Source organism: Serratia quinivorans, from assembly GCF_052113645.1.
Classification (GTDB): domain Bacteria; phylum Pseudomonadota; class Gammaproteobacteria; order Enterobacterales; family Enterobacteriaceae; genus Serratia; species Serratia quinivorans_B.
The window spans coordinates 136,471-153,634 of the sequence record NZ_JBIEIU010000004.1 but is presented as its reverse complement, the minus strand read 5'-3'; the positions used below and the strand labels follow the sequence as shown (position 1 = coordinate 153,634).

Sequence of the window (17,164 nt, the reverse complement as noted above, 5' to 3'; positions counted from 1 at the left end):
TTGCCGCGGCTTTATGGTATCTTACGCGCCAGAAATACCTTTAAGAGAGCCCGTCACGGTGGAAAAAAAGAAAACCTTCCCGCAGCAGAAAAGCGGCCTGCACCCGCGTAACCGTCATCGTTCGCGCTATGATTTCCCGGCGCTGATCGCCAGCTGCCCTGCGCTGGAGCCGTTCGTCAAGCCGAACGCCTGGGGCGATATCTCGGTGGATTTTGCCGATCCGGCGGCGGTTAAAATGCTCAACCGTGCGTTGCTGCAACATTTTTATGGTATCGAACACTGGGATATTCCCGCCGACTACCTGTGCCCGCCGATCCCAGGGCGTGCCGACTACTTGCACCATCTGGCGGATCTGCTGGCAACCAGCAACGGCGGTGAGATACCCCGTGGTAAAGGCGTGGCGATCCTCGATGTGGGCATTGGCGCCAACTGCATTTATCCGATTGTCGGTTTGCGCGACTATGGCTGGCGTTTTACCGGTTCGGAAATCGACCCGGTGTCGCTCAATTCGGCCAAAATGATCGTGGAGATGAACCCGACGCTGAGAAACAGCGTGCGTCTGCGTTTGCAAAAGCAACCCGAGTTTATCTTTAACGGCATCATTGGCGTGGCGGAAAAATTTGATGCCACGCTGTGCAACCCGCCGTTCCACGGCTCTGAGCAGGAAGCGCGAGCCAGCACCCGTCGCAAACTGCACAAGCTGGGCAAAGGCGAAGTGGCCGATAAGCCGGTGCAGAACTTCGGCGGCAAAAATAACGAATTGTGGTGTGAGGGCGGCGAAGAAGCCTTCGTGCGTAAAATGGTAGAGGAGAGCGTCGGCAAGGCGCAGAACTGCCTGTGGTTCACCTCATTGATCTCCAAAAACACCACGTTGCCCTCGATTTATCACGCGTTGAAGCTGGCAGGTGCAGCCGAAGTGCGCACTATCGAAATGGCTCAGGGGCAAAAGATCAGCCGCTTTGTCGCCTGGACCTTCCATGATGCACAACAGCAGGCTGCCTGGGCGGCAGAACGCTGGGCATAATTTCCCGGGTGCCGGTGATTTAACCGGCACCAATAAAACTTCGCATTTCCCTTTCAATTTCTGCATGTTGCGTTATTCTCAAGATGTCCTCCAATAACAATAATCTTAAATAAATCATTTATTCAAAACATAATAGTTACCTTACTTAATTGATATTTTTACCCCGGTCAGTGTTATCTGCCAGGAGAATAAGGTCTGCCTGTTTCTCTGGCTGTTGCACGCCTGCGTGTGGGCGCAGCGTGCAGGAAAAATAAAATGAAAAGCACCTGTTTGCTAAATCATCTGCCAGAAGGATTTTTACCTTATGCTGTTACGATTCAGTCAGTTAAATACCCACAGCCGCGCTGAGTTGAGCGCGATAGAAAATGCCGTTGCCATGATCGTATTTAAACCCGATGGCACCGTGCTGCGTGCTAACGATTTATTTCTAAAAGCCATGGGATTCCAGCGGCAGGAAGTTATCGGTCGGCATCACCGCCTTTTTTGCTCCCCGGAATATGCCGCCAGCTCGGCTTACCGCCAGCATTGGGATATGTTAAATAATGGCAAGCCCATTACCGATAATATAAAACGCATTCGCAAAGACGGAGAGGCCGTGTGGCTGCAGGGCACCTATACCCCGGTCATGAATAAACAGGGGCGGGTGATGGAGATCGTCAAGATCGCCAGCGTGGTGACGAAACGCGTTACTCAGGCGCAGGAGCATCAGAGTTTATTGGCGGCGTTAAACCGTTCTATGGCGATGATCACTTTCGATGCGCAGGGAAACATCCTCGACGCCAACAGCAATATGCTGAACCTGATGGGGTACCGTCCAGAAGAAGCGCGCGGGCAGGCGCATGCGATGCTCTGTCCGCCAGAGTTTGTCGCTTCCGACGATTATCGCCAACATTGGCGGAGGTTGTCGCGCGGCGAGTTTATCACCGGGCGTTTTGAGCGCGTCAATCGGCGTGGGGAACGAGTATGGCTGGAGGCCAGCTATAACCCGATCCTCGACGATGACGGGCAAGTGGTGAAAGTGGTGAAAATCGCTCAGGACATCACCCGGCAAATGCTCCAGCAACAGCATGAAGAAGAAATGGTGTGTAACGTCCATCACCTTTCTCTGGATACCGATCGAACCGCGGCCCAGGGGGCGGTAATCGTTCAGCAAGCGGTGGCGGGGATGCGGCAGGTAGAGGAAGCTGCGCGCGAGACTTCTGCGGTGGTCAGCGAATTGGGCAATGGTTCACAGCAGATAGGAGCGATGGTAGAGGCGATCCGTAAAATCGCCTCTCAAACCAACCTGTTGGCCATCAACGCTTCGATTGAGGCTGCACATGCGGGCGAGCACGGCCGTGGGTTTGCCGTTGTCGCTAATGAAGTGCGAACCCTGGCGGAGCAGTCCCGCCAGGCGGCGACCGAAATTGAACGTATCACCAAATCCATTCAGCAGGGCGTGGCGGCGGCGATTGCCGGTATGGCGGTCTGCGTGGAGCAGGCGGACGGTGGCGTTATGCTGACCCACGACGCCGGTGAAGTGATCAATCGGGTGAATGTGGGTATGCAGGATGTGGTGAAGCTGATGCAGACGTTTACCTCTGTGAAGCAAAGTGAGGCGCTGCACTGAGCCTCTCCTGCGCCGGCTCCACTGGTCGGGGCTGGCGCAGGGCATGAGCGGTTTGACCGCTTGCCAACCAAGGCAGTTGATGGAAAAAGCATTTCATAAGAGGGAACCTAATGAAAAAAATAGCGGCCGCATTGTTGGTGTTGATAGTAGTGGCTTTGGCGTGGGTCATTTATATCAATGATTATCAATTTGTCAGCGAACCGATAGCGCTGAATGCCGGCGGGAATCGACTTACCGGCACGTTGGTATTACCTAAAAAAACAGAGGGTAAGCCGGGCGTCATTGTCTTTATTCATGGCGATGGCCCGGCCAATGCAGACCGGGATGAAGATTATTATAGTCTCTGGGAAACCATGGCTGAACAAGGGTACGCCGTTATGGCCTTCGACAAAGCGGGGGTTGGTGGCTCTTCCGGTAACTGGCTGCATCAAACCATGAGCGATCGGGCTAATGAAGCTGTCGATATTATCGACTGGGCTAGAAAAGACGGGCGTTTTAATTCGCAATGCACCGGGTTATGGGGGGCTAGCCAGGCTGGCTGGGTCATGCCTGGCATTGCCGCTCAACGGCCGGATATTGCCTTCACGCTGGCAGTGGCGCCGGCAATTAACTGGCTTCACCAGGGGCGCTATAACACCCGGGCGGAAATGGTGGCTGCGGGGAAAACGCAAGCGCAGATTAAGGCGCGCGAGCTCCAGGGCCAGCATTTGTTGTCACTGCTCGGTCAGCCTGACGGCTACGCACAGTATCGTAAAGAGTATGGCGCTTCAGCGACTATCAGCGTCGATCGCTGGCAGTTTATTCGTACCAATATGGCCAGTGACGCCACGGCGGGATTACACAATTTCAAAACGCCGGTGCATCTGATCGTCGGGGGGCGCGATCTTAATGTCGACGCCGATGAAACTGAACGTATTTACAGACAAAATATACCTGCGGATCTGCTGACGGTAACCCGTATTGAGCCTGCCGATCATCGAATGATGAAACCGCTGTTTGTGCGTTATCCGCTGCTGGTCAATGTTATTGGTTTGTTCGCCCCCCGTTCTGTGCAGGACGAAGCCTACCTGCGAGATATTGCGACCTTCCTTGGCGCTCAGCCTTGTGGCCATGTGCAATAATTGTTATTGGGCTGCGGGCGGTTCGCCAGTGCCCTGAGCATAAGAAAGTTGAATCGCCTGTTGCGGCGTGGCGATACCGGCTTGATCAAAGTGTATTTTTACCAGACGGTCCAGGGCGTACTGCACAACCCACTGTTTTAATGCCTGGGTACGCACGGTCACCCGGGTGGTGAAGGAACGATCGCCCAGCGCCACTACGCCGTTGAACACCGGCTCACCCACCAGGAAGTGTTTCACCTGTTCATCCTGTTTTAATGCGGCAACCGCCTGATGCAGCACCTCATGAACATGATCGATGTCTTGATCGCGGCTAACGCTGTAGTTGGCACGGTAAACGCCAAATTCTCGGGCGTAGTTTGCCAGCGTCGTGATCGAAGAGAAAGGGACGATATGATATACGCCATAATCGTCCCGCAGGCCGATAGAGCGGATGGTCATACGTTCCACCGTACCGGTGATGCCGCTGACGGTCACATATTCGCCGGTATTCATCCCGTTCTCAAACTGAATGAATACACCGGTAATCACGTCCTTCACCAGAGTTTGCGCGCCAAAGCTGATAGCCAGACCCAGCGCCCCGGCACCGGCCAGAAGGGGCGCAATGTTAATCCCCACCTGCGACAGCACAATCATAATGGTGATGGTGCTGATCACGATGGCCAGCACGTTGCGAAACAGCGTCAACAGCGTGCGTTCACGCGCACTTGGGCGGATGCCGTTACTCAATTCCAGTGCCAATCGATGCTCGATAATGCTGGCCATCAGGGTCCAACTGATGACGGCAACCACCAGGATCAGCAGGATATGCACCAGCCCGCCAATGATTTTTTCACCGTTCTCGCTGCCGGCCCATTGGTAGAGGTTGATCAGGTGCCAGGCGTCAAGCAGCAACAGCATTACTGCCAGCACCACCATCACCCGCAATATTTTCAACCCATTGGGAATATAGGAATTAATGCGTCGTTCCAGCATGGGGTAGCGCTGGTTGACATCATCCGGCAGTGAAATGCGGCGGAAAATCCAGCGGGTCAGCATACCGGATAGCAATGCACCGACGCCAATAACCAACAGGCTTTTCACCGTTGCGGTCATCATAAAGCTCAGGCTGTTGCCAATATCAAACTGCGACAGCACAAACAACGCCAGAAAATAAGCGATCGCCAGAAGGTGCCAGACATGCCCCAGACCACGCAAAATGATGCTGAAGAAGGCCATAGAGCGTTCGGCCAACAGGTTAATCTGTTGCTGTATCGGTTTGCGGTTACGCAGGATCAACGCCAGCGCGTACAGCGTCAGTGCCAGCATGATAACCAGATTGGCGGCGGCTGCTGCGGGGTAGCTGATTTGTGTCGCCACTACCGGCACCACCACCATCAGGCCGTAACCAATCAGACCGCTCAACCAGGCAAGGCGTTTATTCCAGTATTGGGCTACGGCATCGGTGAATGCAAAGGGGCGCAGATAATCAAAATTTGGTGCAAAAATCAGTCGCAGCACCGCCTTGAAGAATTCGATGACTGCAAAGGCACCAAGAAACAGGGTTTGCAAACGCAGGATGGTGGCGCTGTCGGCGTGGACATGGCGGGCAAACAGATTACCCGCAGCTAGCGCCAGCAATAGCACCAGCAGATCGATCGCGAAGGCCCCGAGGATCGCCGCCGGCAGTTTGTACCAGGATTCATGTTGCAGTTTGGCGTTATGCCCCCAATTTCCTATCCGTTTGTACAGTGGGCGGATGATCTGGCGGATCAGATGGAAGAGAGCGAAGGTCACCGCAACCGTCAGCAGAAAATAACCCAGCGCTTGAATAAAACGATCGAAATGAAAAGTACGCTTTGGCCCGGAATCGATCAGCTTTTGTCTTGAGTTTAACTTCTGGCTAAGGGTGCTAAGGCTGTCCTGCGCCAAACTGGTGAGGTTGTCGCTCAGCGAGTCGGACGGTGCCGGCGCTTCGGTTTTAGGCGGCGCAGCAGAAGATTCGCCTGCCGCCTGCCTGAGGTGGCTGATCAGCCCGGCACGGGCTTTATCGTCTTGCAAAATATCCGCCAGCGCGGCGTAAGAGGCCTTTTGCTGCTCGGTTTGGGCGCTTGAGTCGGCCTTCTGTGCGGGTTGCGCCGCAGTCTGCGGGGAAACTGTGCAGGTGATCAGCAGCAGTAACAGGGGAAACAGGTGTTCTCGCAGATGAGAACCTAATCGGGAACATGCGGTAGCGGGCATTTATCCTCTCTTGGTGCTCTGTCAATCGGCGGGTTAAATACAAATGTTAACAAAAACAAGGAATATAGTAGGAAATGAAGAGCCACATGGCGTGGTAACGAGTGCTAAATAGAAACGGCGGGCCTGGAACCGGCCCGCCGTTGAGCAGGATAAATCAGGAAACGTGCTGCAAGAACTCTTGCAAGCGCGGGCTTGGCGGGTTGTTGATCAACTCATGCGGGTTGCCGTCTTCCGCAATCCGGCCCTTATCAATAAAGATCAGTCGCGAAGCCACTTTTTCGGCAAAGCCGACTTCGTGGGTGACGATCACCATGGTCATGCCTTCCTCTGCCAGATCCTGCATGACTTTCAACACTTCATGGCGCAGTTCCGGATCAAGGGCGGAGGTAGGTTCATCAAACAGCATCATTTTCGGTTTTACCGCCAGTGCACGGGCGATTGCCACACGCTGCTGCTGGCCGCCGGAAAGCTCTGACGGATAGTGATGGGCACGTTCTGCCAGGCCCACTTTGGCCAGCAGTTCGCGCGCCAGTTTTTCCGCATCCGACTTTTTCAAACCGCGTACGCGGATAGGACCAAAGGCGACGTTTTCCAACGCGGTCAGGTGGGGGAACAGGTAGAACTGTTGAAACACCATGCCGGCTTCCTGACGGATCAGGCGATCGTCCACCTTGGGATCGTTGGCTTTCAGGCCATCGACGATCAGATCACCGCTGGTGATCTCTTCCAGTTTGTTGATGCAGCGCAGCAGCGTGGACTTGCCGGAGCCGGAAGGCCCGATAATCACCACCACTTCACCCTGGTTAATTTTCAGGTCAATGTTGTGCAACACCTGGGTTTGCCCAAAGTGCTTGGAGACGTTTTTAAATTCAATCACAGGATTTTCATCCTTCTTTCCAGACGACGCAGCACGAAGCTCAGCACCAGAGTAATAATCAGATAAATAACCGCCACGGCGCTCCAGATTTCCAGCGCACGGAAGTTACCGGCAATAATCTCCTGGCCCTGACGGGTCAGTTCTGCCACACCGATCACGATAAACAGCGAAGTGTCTTTGATGCTGATGATCCACTGGTTGCCCAGCGGTGGCAGCATACGGCGCAGCGCCAGCGGCATAATGACATAGCGGATGGTTTCACGGCGCGACAGACCCAGAGCCAGGCCGGCTTCACGAAAGCCGCTATGGATAGACAACACGGCACCGCGGGTGATTTCTGCAATGTAGGCACCGGAGTTGATCATTATGGTGACCACCGCCGCGCTAAAGGGATCGATGCGCAAATCGCTGAACGCCATTGGCAGGGCGAAGTAAATAAACATCACCTGCACTACGATCGGTGTGCCGCGGATAACTTCGATGAATACCAGGGCGACGTGGTTGGCAATCCAACCGCCGTAGGTACGGGCAAAACCGGCCACAAGGCCGATGATCAGGCCGCCAATCAGACCGAGGACCGAAATCCACAGGGTCATTTTGGCGCCTTCTAACAGGATAGGGATGGCGGGCCAGATGGCACTCCAGTCAAACTGCATGGTATTTTCTCCCGGTGATCCCAAACGTGGGAATCAGATACAACAAAGCGCAGGGGCTAAGGCACCACCCCTGTGCTTAAGTGAATCAGTGGCTGACTTCATCCGTTATTTAGGTTCGGTACCGAACCATTTTTTGTAGATTTCGTTGTAGGTGCCGTTGTCGCGCAGCGTTTTCAGCGCGCCATTCACCTTCACGCGCAGCTCGTCACTGCCTTTAGGGAAGGCGATGCCGTATTGCTGGGCTTCCAGTGATTCGCCAACGGTTTTGAACTTGCCGGCGCCGGCCGTTTTAATGAAGTACAGGATGTTTGGCGTGTCGTGCAGCACGGCGTCAGCACGTTTGGTGCCCAGTTCCATATAGGCGTTATCGATGTTCGGGAACTGGCGCAGGTCTTTGGTTTTGATGTGTTGTTTGGCGTAATCCACGGAGCCGGTGCCGCTCTTCACCGCCACCACTTTACCGTTCAGATCGTCAATGCCTTTGATGCTGTCGTCGTTGGCGTTAACCATCACCAGCAGGCCGCTTTTATAGTAGCCGTCGGAGAATTCGATGGCTTTTTTACGTTCTTCGGTAATGGTGATCCCGGCCAGCGCCAGATCGATATTCTTGGTTTGCAGCGCCGGGATGATGCCGCTGAAATCCATGGGTTTCAGGGTGTAGTCCAGTTTCAGTTCTTTGGCGATAGCGGCCCACAGGTCGATATCGAAACCTACGTATTTATCGCCTTGCTTGAATTCAAAAGGAACGAATGCGGTATCCGTGGCGACGACCAGTTTATCTGCTGCGTGGGAACTTACGGCAAAGGCCAGCGAAAGCGCGGCCAGGGAGACTTTAAAAATTGACTTCATGAGAGGAATTTCCTGTACAGGTTGCGGATTACCCATTTTTTATATTGCAGTTGGTGCCATGAAAAAATCGTGCCAGGTTTTCAACTACTATAAAAACAAAGAGTTGCGGTGTGATGTTGGGTTTGAATGTCGAATTATTATTTTTATGCACCAAATGGAGGCCCCAAAATAGTGCTTCGGGTTGCCTGTTGGTGCACGGGTCTATCATTAACCAAATAATGGGGCTGAAACAACCGATAGTTAACGGTTTCGCTTCAATATTGATAACTAACTCTAACTTTTGTGTCGCAAGGCAGTTGCATTTGGTGCAGGAGTGTTCGGTGAAAGAGGGGCAGGGAAGGTGTTTTGCGTTCATCACCTCAACGCAGCTGGCTGTCTTTGCTGCCGCGGCGGTTATACAAACTGTTGGCCGCCTGTTTTTTATCCAGCTCGGTTTGACAGGCCAGGCAATAACGCACACCTTTCAGCGCTTGCCGCCGTGCCAGAGGAATTTCTTCCCCACATTCCTGGCAATAATGCTCACTTTCACCCTGGCCCAGAGCCTGTCTTGCACGCTGTACGGCATCATCGACGGTGGAGTCGATTTGATCTTGCACGGCGCCGTCCGCCGCCCATCCGCTTGCCATGGTCACCTCACTGTTGCAACGTCGTTTGCAGTTTGATTTATTTACTATGGGCTGTTTTTTGAGCAATTCAAGCGGCATAAACGAAAAACAGGCCGGGGCAAAGCCCACAGCCTGTTCAATCCCGCAATGCGGACCGCTTTGATAATCTATCTATAGCGGGGTTTATTCGATGTTGGACTCGATAAACCACAGGAACTTGTCCAGGTCGCGGGAGGCGGCCGTGAACATATCAGCCGTATCTTCATCTGCGACTTCTGTGATGGCCTTGCGAATGTCATTCGCGACCACCGCATAACGATCGGCCAGCGCTTTCAGGTGTTCCTGTACGCTGTGGATATTGGTCGGATAGCTTTTCAGCGCGGTCTTATCGTTCACTACCTGTACGGTGCCCAGGGCTACGCCGCCTAACTGCACTACGCGCTCGGCAAAAGTGTCCAGGTGATCGATGATTGCGGTACGGAATCCGTCCAGCATTTCATGCACGGCGATAAAATTGGCGCCACGCATGTTCCAGTGTGCCTGTTTGGTGATCAACGACAGGTCGATAAACTGCACCACCTGATGGTTCAGCGCCTTGATGGCTTCCAGTTTGGTTTTTTCGTCCATGTCATTGCGAGTGTAGAGCAGGTCAGAAGATTTCGTTTTCACCAGTTTAGCGGTACTCATATCAGATATCCTCTCTATGGGTCATTGTCCTATTTTTGTCACGGGAGTAATTATAGCAGCGATATAGCGTTTTGCAGGCTGAAAATGGCTATTGGATTAATAGGTTTCAACGAGTTGAAAATTAATATCAACAAGGGTAGGGTTATAGGGTTGTGTTTATTTTAACTTATTAATGCTATGAATTATAAAGATATAATTAATTCATTGTTCGCTAGGATAGTTCCAGTCTGTAATAATTATATAACACAGTTTAATAACCACTCTCATTCCTGTTTTTGATTAGGATAATACTATCCTGGGCCATTGCGCTGCCCTTGTGTTAATTGTCTGTTAATTCATATTGATAGCTTAATAACATCTCGCTAAAATATTGATCTCCTTATTTCACAACCTCCCGTGCCTATGAAAATTAACGTCGTTGGAACCAGTGGCAGTGGTAAAAGTACGGTGTCGCGTCAGCTAGCGGAAAAGTTTGCGTTGCCTCATATCGAGCTGGACAAGCTGTTTTGGCGGCCGGAATGGCAGGGCACGCCCGATGGCGAGTTTTTAGCGCGGATCACGCAGGTGCTGGCTGAGGCCGATCGCGGTTGGGTGCTTGACGGCAACTACAGCCGAACCAAAGCGATCAAGTGGGAAAGTGTAGATTGGGTGGTGTGGGTGGACTATGGGTTCTGTCGTACGTTGTTTCAGGCGGTACGTCGGGCGGTCACGCGTGCATGGCGGGGTAGCGAGCTATGGCCCGGCACCGGTAACTGCGAGAGCTTTCGCCGCTCTTTTTTCAGCCGCGAGTCCATTATCTGGTGGACCATTAAAACCTACCGTAAGAACCGCACCGGCTATCTTGCCGACATGAACAATGCCCGGTATCAGCATATCCGCTTTATCCGACTGCGATCGCCGGAGCAGACCGAGAGGTTTATCCGCACCTTGTCGCCGCCTTGATCATGACGGCGTCAGAATAGCACGGTGAAAAGCCGGCCATAGAGACCGGCTGACCGGTTACAGCAGCAGGGTGTAATGCACTCTCACCACCGCTTTTTTGATCGGCATCGCTGCCTTCAGTTGGCAACCGACCTTATGTGGTTCATGGGGCAAAAATATGGCGTACATGCCGGGAAACATCGCCAGCGTCTGGCGGTGACGTTTGATATCCAGCAGTTGTAGATCCTGCACTTCGTCATAAGGCAACTCACTTTGCCAATCACCCGGCAAGCCATAATCCATGCGTTCTTCGCCGCTGAGGAGCAGATGGATAACGGCATATTCCTGATGCAGCTCTGCACGCTTGCTTTCCGCTAACCCGGTGGTTAGCGTCATCACGTCCATAAAGATCTTCTCACCCTTTAGCTCATGCCTTCCCTGCGCCAGCTCAGCGAGATCGTATTGACGCAAGGTGGTGAGGGTCTCGATCAGTATCGGTGACAGCCCACGGCCATAGCGTGGGTTAAACAGAGTGTTATAAATCACTTTAATTCTCCATGTGGTTAACCCTGCCGGGTTAGGTTCCATTACAACGTGGGGACTGCGGGGAAAAGTATGCCTGTTTGCCGAGGTGAAAACAGTTAACCCGCCTGCATTCCGCTTTGGGCAAATGCAGGCGTAGCCGATCCTCAGGACAAGTTTTCGATTTGCGGTTTAGGCTTGATGGTCAGGGTCGCCCCCATGGAGGCGGCGATGATTGCCGCCAATGCCAGCCATTGAACTGTCGTCAGGTGTTCATTAAGGAACAGCATGCCGGAAAGTGCAGCCAGAGCCGGCTCCAGGCTCATCAATGTGCCGAAGGTTCGTGCCGGTATTTTGGGCAGCGCAATGATTTCCAGGGAATAGGGCAGTGCCGTGGAGAGGATCGCCACGGCCAGTGCGACGGGCAGGATGTCGATATTGAGCAGCGCGCTGCCGGCTTGCCAGGCACCAATCGGGCAAAACACCACGGCGGCTATCAGTGAGCCCACCGCTACGGTACCCGGACCGTGGTCGCCGCCTGCCTTCTGACCGCAGATAATGTAGACCGCCCAACAGGCCCCGGCGCCCAGCGCGCAGGCTGCGCCAAAGGGATCGATACTGCCCATGTCGTGACCCAGCGGCAGCAGGAACCACAACCCGGCGATCGCCAGCGCCACCCATAAAAAATCTATCGCACGGCGTGAGGAGAACATGGCAACCGCCAGCGGGCCGGTAAACTCCAGTGCCACGGCGATGCCGAGCGGCAGGGTGCGCAAAGAAAGATAGAACAGGTAATTCATCGCACCCAGTGCCAGCCCATAGATGAACAGCGGCAGACGGCTACCGGCGGCAAAACGCATGCGCCACGGGCGGAATATAATAAACAAAATCAGCGTGCCAATACTCAAACGCAGCGTGGTAATGCCTTCCGCGCCGACCAGCGGGAACAGGCTTTTCGCCAGAGAGGCACCGCTTTGAATCGACACCATGGCGATGATCAACAGACAGATAGGCAGCAGCGCAGAAGACGCTTTTGTGGTGGCAGACGAGGACATCCTTTAGAGCCTTTTATGCGTTTCCCACAACCTGGGAAGAGGGTCGAAGTTCGGATGACGGCAGTGTAAATGAAATAGGGTAAATGTGTCTGCGAAAAGCGTTAGCCACGAAAAAAAGTGCTGGCTCAGGGGGCTGACCTGGGTTTTTTGGTCAAAAAGTGCGCTTTTTTTAGGAATAGTCTGGATATTAAATAGGTGATTGTTATCACAGAAACGAGTAGAATGCGGCTCGAAAATAGAGCGAAAAGAAGAAGATACACTGTTCTTGTAATCTAATGTTACACGATATAAAGCATTAGACACTCATTTTAAGGCAGAGTTTCACGCTAATTTTTGTTATATTTTCAATGCATGAACAAATGGATTTACTTAAAAATATAACGCGTTTGAGGTGGTTATGAAAAAAATTGCATGTCTTTCCGCAGTAGCAGCCTGTGTATTAGCAGTGACCGCAGGTACCGCATTCGCTGGTCAGAGCACCGTATCCGCTGGCTATGCGCAGGGTGATCTCCAAGGCGTTGCTAACAAAGCCGACGGTTTCAACCTGAAGTACCGTTACGAGTTCGACAACAACCCACTGGGTGTTATCGGTTCCTTTACCCACGTTGAGAAGAACGGTTCTGAGAACGGTTACTACGGTAAAGCTCAGTACAACTCTATCACTGCCGGTCCAGCTTACCGCTTCAACGACTGGGCAAGCATCTACGGTGTAGTGGGTGTGGGTTACGGTAAAAACATCGACAACGCTCAAAACGGTTCCGACCGTAACGGCAACAGCGACTACGGCTTCACCTACGGTGCTGGCCTGCAGTTCAACCCAATCCAGGACGTAGCGCTGGACGTTGGTTACGAGCAGAGCCGTATCCGCAGCGTTGACGTTGGTATCTGGAGCGTTGGCGTAGGCTACCGTTTCTAAGATTTCTCCATGCCTGTGGGCATGAGCATGTGGCGCAGTTAGCCGCATCAGATAAAAATCCGCCTTCGGGCGGATTTTTTTTGCCTGTTATTCAGCCCCGGTCATTGGCCCAATTTTTTCGCCGGTTCCGATGAAAAGCGTGCGCTGCGGGCATCTCGCTCATAGCCTTGCGGTTGCGTGAGGATGCCGTAAAGTGTCGGGCGGCGACCCTGGATCCAGCGACGACCCGTGCTGAGCGGGATCAGCGACAGATCAAGCGTGGCCGTAACCATCCGGTCTTCTGCCGCCCAGGTTTCCGCCAGAATACGGCCGTAGGGATCGAGGATCATCGCATTGCCGGTGCGCACTTCGTCATCGTCACGCCCGACACCGTTGCTGAACAAAACAAACAGGCCATTGTCATGCGCACGTGCCGGAAGCCAGCGCATCAGCCAGCCGCGTCCGTGTTCGCCACGAAACGCCGCTTCTATCGCCTGCGGATCCTCCTGTCGTCGTTGCCAAATCTCCAGTGGGATCGGCTTCATGCCGTGCGGGCTGCGTGAGTGAGTGCCACCGGTCTGGTGCGGAGCCAGCAATACCTCGGCCCCCAGCAGTGCGGTCGCCCGAACGTTCTCCACCAGATTATTGTCCCAGCAGATCAGCACCCCCATCCTGATCCCCCAAGGGGTATCGAACACGGTGAAACGGTCGCCGCTGGCTATCGCCGGATGTTCAAAGGCATGCAGTTTACGGTGAACGTGAAGCTTGCCGTCGGGCAGGCAGACGGCGTAGGCATTGTAATACTTGCCATCCTCACCCCGTTCAATCAGCCCGACGCCGATTGCCATGTTATAGCGTTCGGCCAGCGGGCGAATGCGCGCCAGTGAAGGGCTGTCGGCGATCGGTTCGGCCAGTGCGCCAATTTCACCGGCGCTGAGGTGCCGCACGTGCCAATAGCCGGTAATGCACATTTCCGGGAAGGTCAGCAGCTGGATCCGTTCGGCGGCGGCGCGGGCGATAAAGCCCTCGATCACCGACAGGTTGTAGTTTTTGTCATTGGCACGATGCTGGAATTGCACCGTCGCGGCACGCAGAGAGTCGGTCATAGGGTTACCTTTGGGCTGTTATCTGGCGTTGATTACAGCAAAGCCATTGATTACTGTATAATCAATTAAATTCCTTTTTTGATAACCTGATGGAATGGATATTCGACAACTACGCGCCTTTGTGGTGCTGGCCGAACAGGGCAATTATCGTTTGGCGGCAGAGCGGCTGTGCATCACTCAGCCGGCGCTGAGCAAACAGATCCAGGCACTGGAAACGCTGCTGGGTGCCCGCTTGTTTAACCGTGGCCGTCAGGGCGCCCAACTGACCGCCAGCGGCCAGCGGCTCTATCCCGAGGCGCAGACGCTGGTCGGCCAGCATCGGCAGTTTCAACAGCGGGCTCTGCGGGTGGTGCAAGGGGAGGCAGGGCGGTTGGCGATCGGTTTTGGCTTGTCCAGTTTCCATCTGGCACCGCAGCTGGTTGCCGCCTTCCGCCTGCGTTTCCCCGAGGTTGCCGTGGGGTTGGAAGACCTGCCTTCAGAGCGGCAATATCAACTGTTATTGCAAGGCGAGTTGCAGGTCGGGTTTGTACGGTTACCGGTGAGTACGCCGTTACGGGCCAGTGCGTTACTGAGTGACCGATTGGTGTTGGCTGCGCCTTCGGCGCTGGCGTTGCAGGCGGAGACGATCATGGCGCAATTCAATACTCTGCCTTTGTTGCAGTTGACGCCGAAGCGCGGCAGGGGGCTGAGCGATCAGTCGCTGCGTTTTATTGCCGCTCATCAACTGGCGCCCAACGTGGTGCAACAGGCCGGGGATATTCAGACCTTGTTGGCGCTGGTCGCCGCGGGCATTGGCGTTGCCTTGTTGCCGCACAGCGTTACGCATATTGCGCCGGCGGGAATCGATATTCTGCCGTTGAGTGGCGAACAGACCGAATGGCAAGTCGGTATCGCCTGGAACCCGCAGCAGCCTGATGCACTGCGGGATAATTTTATTCAGGTGGCACTGGCCACTGCGGCGAAGGCCCCACCTGCGTTATAGCGGGCAGTGCATCACCAGGATCGGGCTTTGGTGGTACTCGCTACGATGGCTTTCGCTAAAACCGACCTTCTTCGCCAATGCCAAAGAGGGCCGGTTTTCCGGTGAGATGATGCAGACCGCCTCATCACTCGGCAAATGGTCTTTTCCCCAGGCCAGGGCGGCTCGCAGCGCTTCGGTGGCATAGCCTTTACCCTGCGCCGACGTCACCAGGGTCCAGCCCATTTCGGGGGCATCAAGTGCCGGATGGATATGGCGCTGGAAGTCGGAAAAACCGATGCCGCCGAGGTAAGCGCCGCTGACCTTGTCGCGCACGGCCCAGTAGCCATAACCCAGCAGCGCCCAGTGGCCCGCGTAGCGCATCAGGCGACCCCAGGAGTCTTCGCGATCCCTCGGCGTACCGCCGATATAGCGCACCACTTCAGGATCGGCCCACATGGCGGCCAACGAGTCAAAGTCGTCCAGCGTATGCGCATCCAGGCGTAAACGTTCGGTAAGCAACAGCGGTGCGGCGGTGATAAGCGGCATTATTTTTTCCTGCACAGAGCCAAAGGCGGTCTGTGCAGTATGCCAGAGAAATTACACCGCCAGCCACAGCAACCAGGTGAACAGGAAGCCGCTCAGGCCGAGGATCGTCGTCAGCACCGTCCAGGTTTTCAGGCCATCGGCAACCGAAAGACCGAGGTATTTGGTGACGATCCAAAAACCGGAATCATTCACGTGCGACAACCCCAGCCCGCCGAAGCAGGTAGCGAGCGTGACCAACACCAGTTGCAGATGATTCAGTCCGCTGACCGCTTCCGACAGCAAGCCACCGGTCGTCAGGATAGCCACTGTGGCAGATCCCTGTGAGGCGCGCAGAGCCAGCGAGATGATAAAGGCCGCCGGGATCAACGGCAGGCCGATGGTGGTCAAAACGTCCGCCAAGGCCTTGCCCACGCCGGACTCCACCAACACTTTGCCGAACACGCCGCCGGCACCGGTCACCAGGATCACCACTGCGGCAGTCGGTAACGCGCCCCCCATGACGTCGCTGGTGTGTTGCAGGCTCCAGCCGCGACGGATGGCCAGGAAATAGAACGCCAGCAGCAGGGCGATCATCAACGCTACCGCCGGAGAGCCGAGCAGTGAAAGGGTGTCGCGCAGTGCCGAACCCGGCTCGAGCAACGTGGCCGAAACGGTACCCAGCATGATAATCGCGATAGGAATGACGATCAGTGCCGCTACCAACCTTGCGCCAGGTGGATTAATACGATCGTTTAACGGCGCTTTGCCTTCGGGTGCCGGTTCGGGCGCTGCCAGCTGCAGCTGCTCCAGTACCTCAATCGACAGCGGATAGGTTTTACGGTTCAGGTGTTTGGCCACGAAGTAGCCGATCACCCCAACCGGAATGCAGATCGCGAGGCCGATAATGGTCAGCCAGCCAATGTCGGCGTTCAACAACCCGGCGGCGGCAACCGGACCGGGATGCGGCGGCAAGGCGACGTGCACCGTCAGCATCACACCGGCCATCGGCAGGCCGAACTTCAGCGGTGAAACTTTAGCGACCTTGGCAAAACCGTAGATGATCGGCGCCAGGATGATAAAGCCGACGTCGAAAAACACCGGGATGCCGAGAATAAATGCGGCGAGGGTCAGTGCGGCCACGGTGCGTTTCGGTCCCATAGCCTTGCTGAAGCGTTGGGCCAGGGATTCGGCGCCGCCGGAATGCTCGATCATTCTACCGAGCATCGCGCCCAGGCCGATGATAATGGTCACCGAACCCAGCACGCCGCCCATTCCGGCCGTCATCACTTTCATCACTTCGCCGGTCGGAATGCCGCTGGCCAACGCCACCAGCAGGCTGACCACCAACAGAGCGACAAAGGGCTGGATCTTGGCCTTTATGACCATCAGCAGGAGCAGTACCACACCTAATACGGCAATCATCAAAAGCATAGAGGTAGACATGGAATAGCCTTTAATCGGGTAAGAGTCAGGCACCGCGATCGCCGGTTGGCGATACGGGTGCGTTTAATTTTTATGTTATGGAAATCCCTGG

General features: G+C 54.6%; 17 protein-coding genes. 6 read left to right on the top strand and 11 right to left on the bottom strand.

Annotated features, from left to right (window positions below):
* Positions 1 to 58 precede the first annotated feature (58 nt).
* The 3 genes from rlmF (at position 59) to ACGS9J_RS09885 (ending at position 3,754) form a co-directional block, all read left to right on the top strand.
* Positions 59 to 1,024, top strand: coding sequence for a 23S rRNA (adenine(1618)-N(6))-methyltransferase RlmF (gene rlmF, locus ACGS9J_RS09895; RefSeq protein WP_442230752.1), 966 nt, complete (start codon positions 59 to 61; stop codon positions 1,022 to 1,024).
* Positions 1,025 to 1,328: 304 nt separating this feature from the next.
* Complete coding sequence (locus ACGS9J_RS09890; protein WP_442230751.1) at positions 1,329 to 2,633, top strand: methyl-accepting chemotaxis protein; 1,305 nt, start codon at positions 1,329 to 1,331, stop codon at positions 2,631 to 2,633.
* Between the two features lie 110 nt (positions 2,634 to 2,743).
* A complete protein-coding gene (locus ACGS9J_RS09885) occupies positions 2,744 to 3,754 on the top strand; it encodes an alpha/beta hydrolase family protein (protein ID WP_442230750.1) in 1,011 nt (336 codons plus the stop codon).
* 3 nt (positions 3,755 to 3,757) lie between these two features.
* Here ACGS9J_RS09885 and ybiO read toward each other — a convergent pair whose 3' ends face one another.
* The 6 genes from ybiO to dps form a co-directional block, all read right to left on the bottom strand.
* Positions 3,758 to 5,971, bottom strand: coding sequence for a mechanosensitive channel protein (gene ybiO, locus ACGS9J_RS09880; protein WP_442230749.1), 2,214 nt, complete (start codon positions 5,969 to 5,971; stop codon positions 3,758 to 3,760).
* A gap of 154 nt (positions 5,972 to 6,125) precedes the next feature.
* Positions 6,126 to 6,848 (bottom strand): glutamine ABC transporter ATP-binding protein GlnQ, encoded by a 723-nt coding sequence (glnQ, locus tag ACGS9J_RS09875; RefSeq protein WP_442230748.1) that lies wholly within the window; start codon positions 6,846 to 6,848, stop codon positions 6,126 to 6,128.
* The gene (gene glnP, locus ACGS9J_RS09870) at positions 6,845 to 7,504 is read right to left on the bottom strand and encodes a glutamine ABC transporter permease GlnP (RefSeq protein WP_012005911.1); all 660 of its coding nucleotides are present in this window, start codon (positions 7,502 to 7,504) and stop codon (positions 6,845 to 6,847) included. Before glnP ends, glnQ begins: the two co-directional genes overlap by 4 nt.
* Before the next feature lie 105 nt (positions 7,505 to 7,609).
* Positions 7,610 to 8,353 (bottom strand): glutamine ABC transporter substrate-binding protein GlnH, encoded by a 744-nt coding sequence (glnH, locus tag ACGS9J_RS09865; RefSeq protein WP_442230747.1) that lies wholly within the window; start codon positions 8,351 to 8,353, stop codon positions 7,610 to 7,612.
* 359 nt (positions 8,354 to 8,712) lie between these two features.
* Complete coding sequence (locus tag ACGS9J_RS09860; RefSeq protein ID WP_442230746.1) at positions 8,713 to 8,979, bottom strand: DksA/TraR family C4-type zinc finger protein; 267 nt, start codon at positions 8,977 to 8,979, stop codon at positions 8,713 to 8,715.
* A gap of 162 nt (positions 8,980 to 9,141) precedes the next feature.
* Positions 9,142 to 9,645: a DNA starvation/stationary phase protection protein Dps gene (gene dps / locus ACGS9J_RS09855; protein WP_442230745.1), complete on the bottom strand. Its 504-nt coding sequence runs from the start codon at positions 9,643 to 9,645 to the stop codon at positions 9,142 to 9,144.
* 402 nt (positions 9,646 to 10,047) lie between these two features.
* On the opposite strand from dps, the gene ACGS9J_RS09850 reads away from it, so the two are divergent.
* A complete protein-coding gene (locus ACGS9J_RS09850; RefSeq protein WP_442230744.1) occupies positions 10,048 to 10,587 on the top strand; it encodes an adenylate kinase in 540 nt (179 codons plus the stop codon).
* 57 nt (positions 10,588 to 10,644) lie between these two features.
* Here ACGS9J_RS09850 and nanQ read toward each other — a convergent pair whose 3' ends face one another.
* Both nanQ and rhtA read right to left on the bottom strand, forming a co-directional pair.
* Complete coding sequence (gene nanQ, locus ACGS9J_RS09845) at positions 10,645 to 11,112, bottom strand: N-acetylneuraminate anomerase (RefSeq protein WP_442230743.1); 468 nt, start codon at positions 11,110 to 11,112, stop codon at positions 10,645 to 10,647.
* A gap of 143 nt (positions 11,113 to 11,255) precedes the next feature.
* The gene (gene rhtA / locus ACGS9J_RS09840) at positions 11,256 to 12,143 is read right to left on the bottom strand and encodes a threonine/homoserine exporter RhtA (RefSeq protein ID WP_442230742.1); all 888 of its coding nucleotides are present in this window, start codon (positions 12,141 to 12,143) and stop codon (positions 11,256 to 11,258) included.
* Positions 12,144 to 12,540: 397 nt separating this feature from the next.
* Here rhtA and ompX point away from each other — a divergent pair, with 397 nt between their 5' ends.
* The gene (ompX, locus tag ACGS9J_RS09835; RefSeq protein ID WP_442230741.1) at positions 12,541 to 13,059 is read left to right on the top strand and encodes an outer membrane protein OmpX; all 519 of its coding nucleotides are present in this window, start codon (positions 12,541 to 12,543) and stop codon (positions 13,057 to 13,059) included.
* 101 nt (positions 13,060 to 13,160) lie between these two features.
* Here the strand turns inward: ompX and ACGS9J_RS09830 are convergent, their stop codons facing one another.
* Entirely contained in the window at positions 13,161 to 14,144 is a 984-nt protein-coding gene (locus tag ACGS9J_RS09830; protein ID WP_442230740.1) for a nitrilase family protein, read from the bottom strand.
* Positions 14,145 to 14,238: 94 nt separating this feature from the next.
* Between ACGS9J_RS09830 and ACGS9J_RS09825 the strand changes: the two genes are divergently transcribed.
* Complete coding sequence (locus tag ACGS9J_RS09825) at positions 14,239 to 15,126, top strand: LysR family transcriptional regulator (RefSeq protein ID WP_442230739.1); 888 nt, start codon at positions 14,239 to 14,241, stop codon at positions 15,124 to 15,126.
* On the opposite strand, the gene ACGS9J_RS09820 is transcribed toward ACGS9J_RS09825, so the two are convergent.
* Complete coding sequence (locus tag ACGS9J_RS09820) at positions 15,121 to 15,651, bottom strand: GNAT family N-acetyltransferase (RefSeq protein WP_442230738.1); 531 nt, start codon at positions 15,649 to 15,651, stop codon at positions 15,121 to 15,123. The two genes, ACGS9J_RS09825 and ACGS9J_RS09820, sit on opposite strands and share 6 nt — an antisense overlap.
* Before the next feature lie 51 nt (positions 15,652 to 15,702).
* Positions 15,703 to 17,073 (bottom strand): GntP family transporter, encoded by a 1,371-nt coding sequence (locus ACGS9J_RS09815; RefSeq protein ID WP_442230737.1) that lies wholly within the window; start codon positions 17,071 to 17,073, stop codon positions 15,703 to 15,705.
* Positions 17,074 to 17,164 lie beyond the last annotated feature (91 nt).

What these genes read in the sequence shown, in the direction of transcription:
- ACGS9J_RS09890 (WP_442230751.1), top strand. Translation starts at nt 1,329, where the DNA reads ATGCTGTTACGATTCAGTCAGTTAAATACCCACAGCCGCGCTGAGTTG.
- ACGS9J_RS09885 (WP_442230750.1), top strand. Translation starts at nt 2,744, where the DNA reads ATGAAAAAAATAGCGGCCGCATTGTTGGTGTTGATAGTAGTGGCTTTG.
- ybiO (WP_442230749.1), bottom strand. Translation starts at nt 5,971, where the DNA reads ATGCCCGCTACCGCATGTTCCCGATTAGGTTCTCATCTGCGAGAACAC.
- glnP (WP_012005911.1), bottom strand. Translation starts at nt 7,504, where the DNA reads ATGCAGTTTGACTGGAGTGCCATCTGGCCCGCCATCCCTATCCTGTTA.
- glnH (WP_442230747.1), bottom strand. Translation starts at nt 8,353, where the DNA reads ATGAAGTCAATTTTTAAAGTCTCCCTGGCCGCGCTTTCGCTGGCCTTT.
- ACGS9J_RS09860 (WP_442230746.1), bottom strand. Translation starts at nt 8,979, where the DNA reads ATGGCAAGCGGATGGGCGGCGGACGGCGCCGTGCAAGATCAAATCGAC.
- dps (WP_442230745.1), bottom strand. Translation starts at nt 9,645, where the DNA reads ATGAGTACCGCTAAACTGGTGAAAACGAAATCTTCTGACCTGCTCTAC.
- ACGS9J_RS09850 (WP_442230744.1), top strand. Translation starts at nt 10,048, where the DNA reads ATGAAAATTAACGTCGTTGGAACCAGTGGCAGTGGTAAAAGTACGGTG.
- rhtA (WP_442230742.1), bottom strand. Translation starts at nt 12,143, where the DNA reads ATGTCCTCGTCTGCCACCACAAAAGCGTCTTCTGCGCTGCTGCCTATC.
- ompX (WP_442230741.1), top strand. Translation starts at nt 12,541, where the DNA reads ATGAAAAAAATTGCATGTCTTTCCGCAGTAGCAGCCTGTGTATTAGCA.
- ACGS9J_RS09830 (WP_442230740.1), bottom strand. Translation starts at nt 14,144, where the DNA reads ATGACCGACTCTCTGCGTGCCGCGACGGTGCAATTCCAGCATCGTGCC.
- ACGS9J_RS09825 (WP_442230739.1), top strand. Translation starts at nt 14,239, where the DNA reads ATGGATATTCGACAACTACGCGCCTTTGTGGTGCTGGCCGAACAGGGC.
- ACGS9J_RS09820 (WP_442230738.1), bottom strand. Translation starts at nt 15,651, where the DNA reads ATGCCGCTTATCACCGCCGCACCGCTGTTGCTTACCGAACGTTTACGC.
- ACGS9J_RS09815 (WP_442230737.1), bottom strand. Translation starts at nt 17,073, where the DNA reads ATGTCTACCTCTATGCTTTTGATGATTGCCGTATTAGGTGTGGTACTG.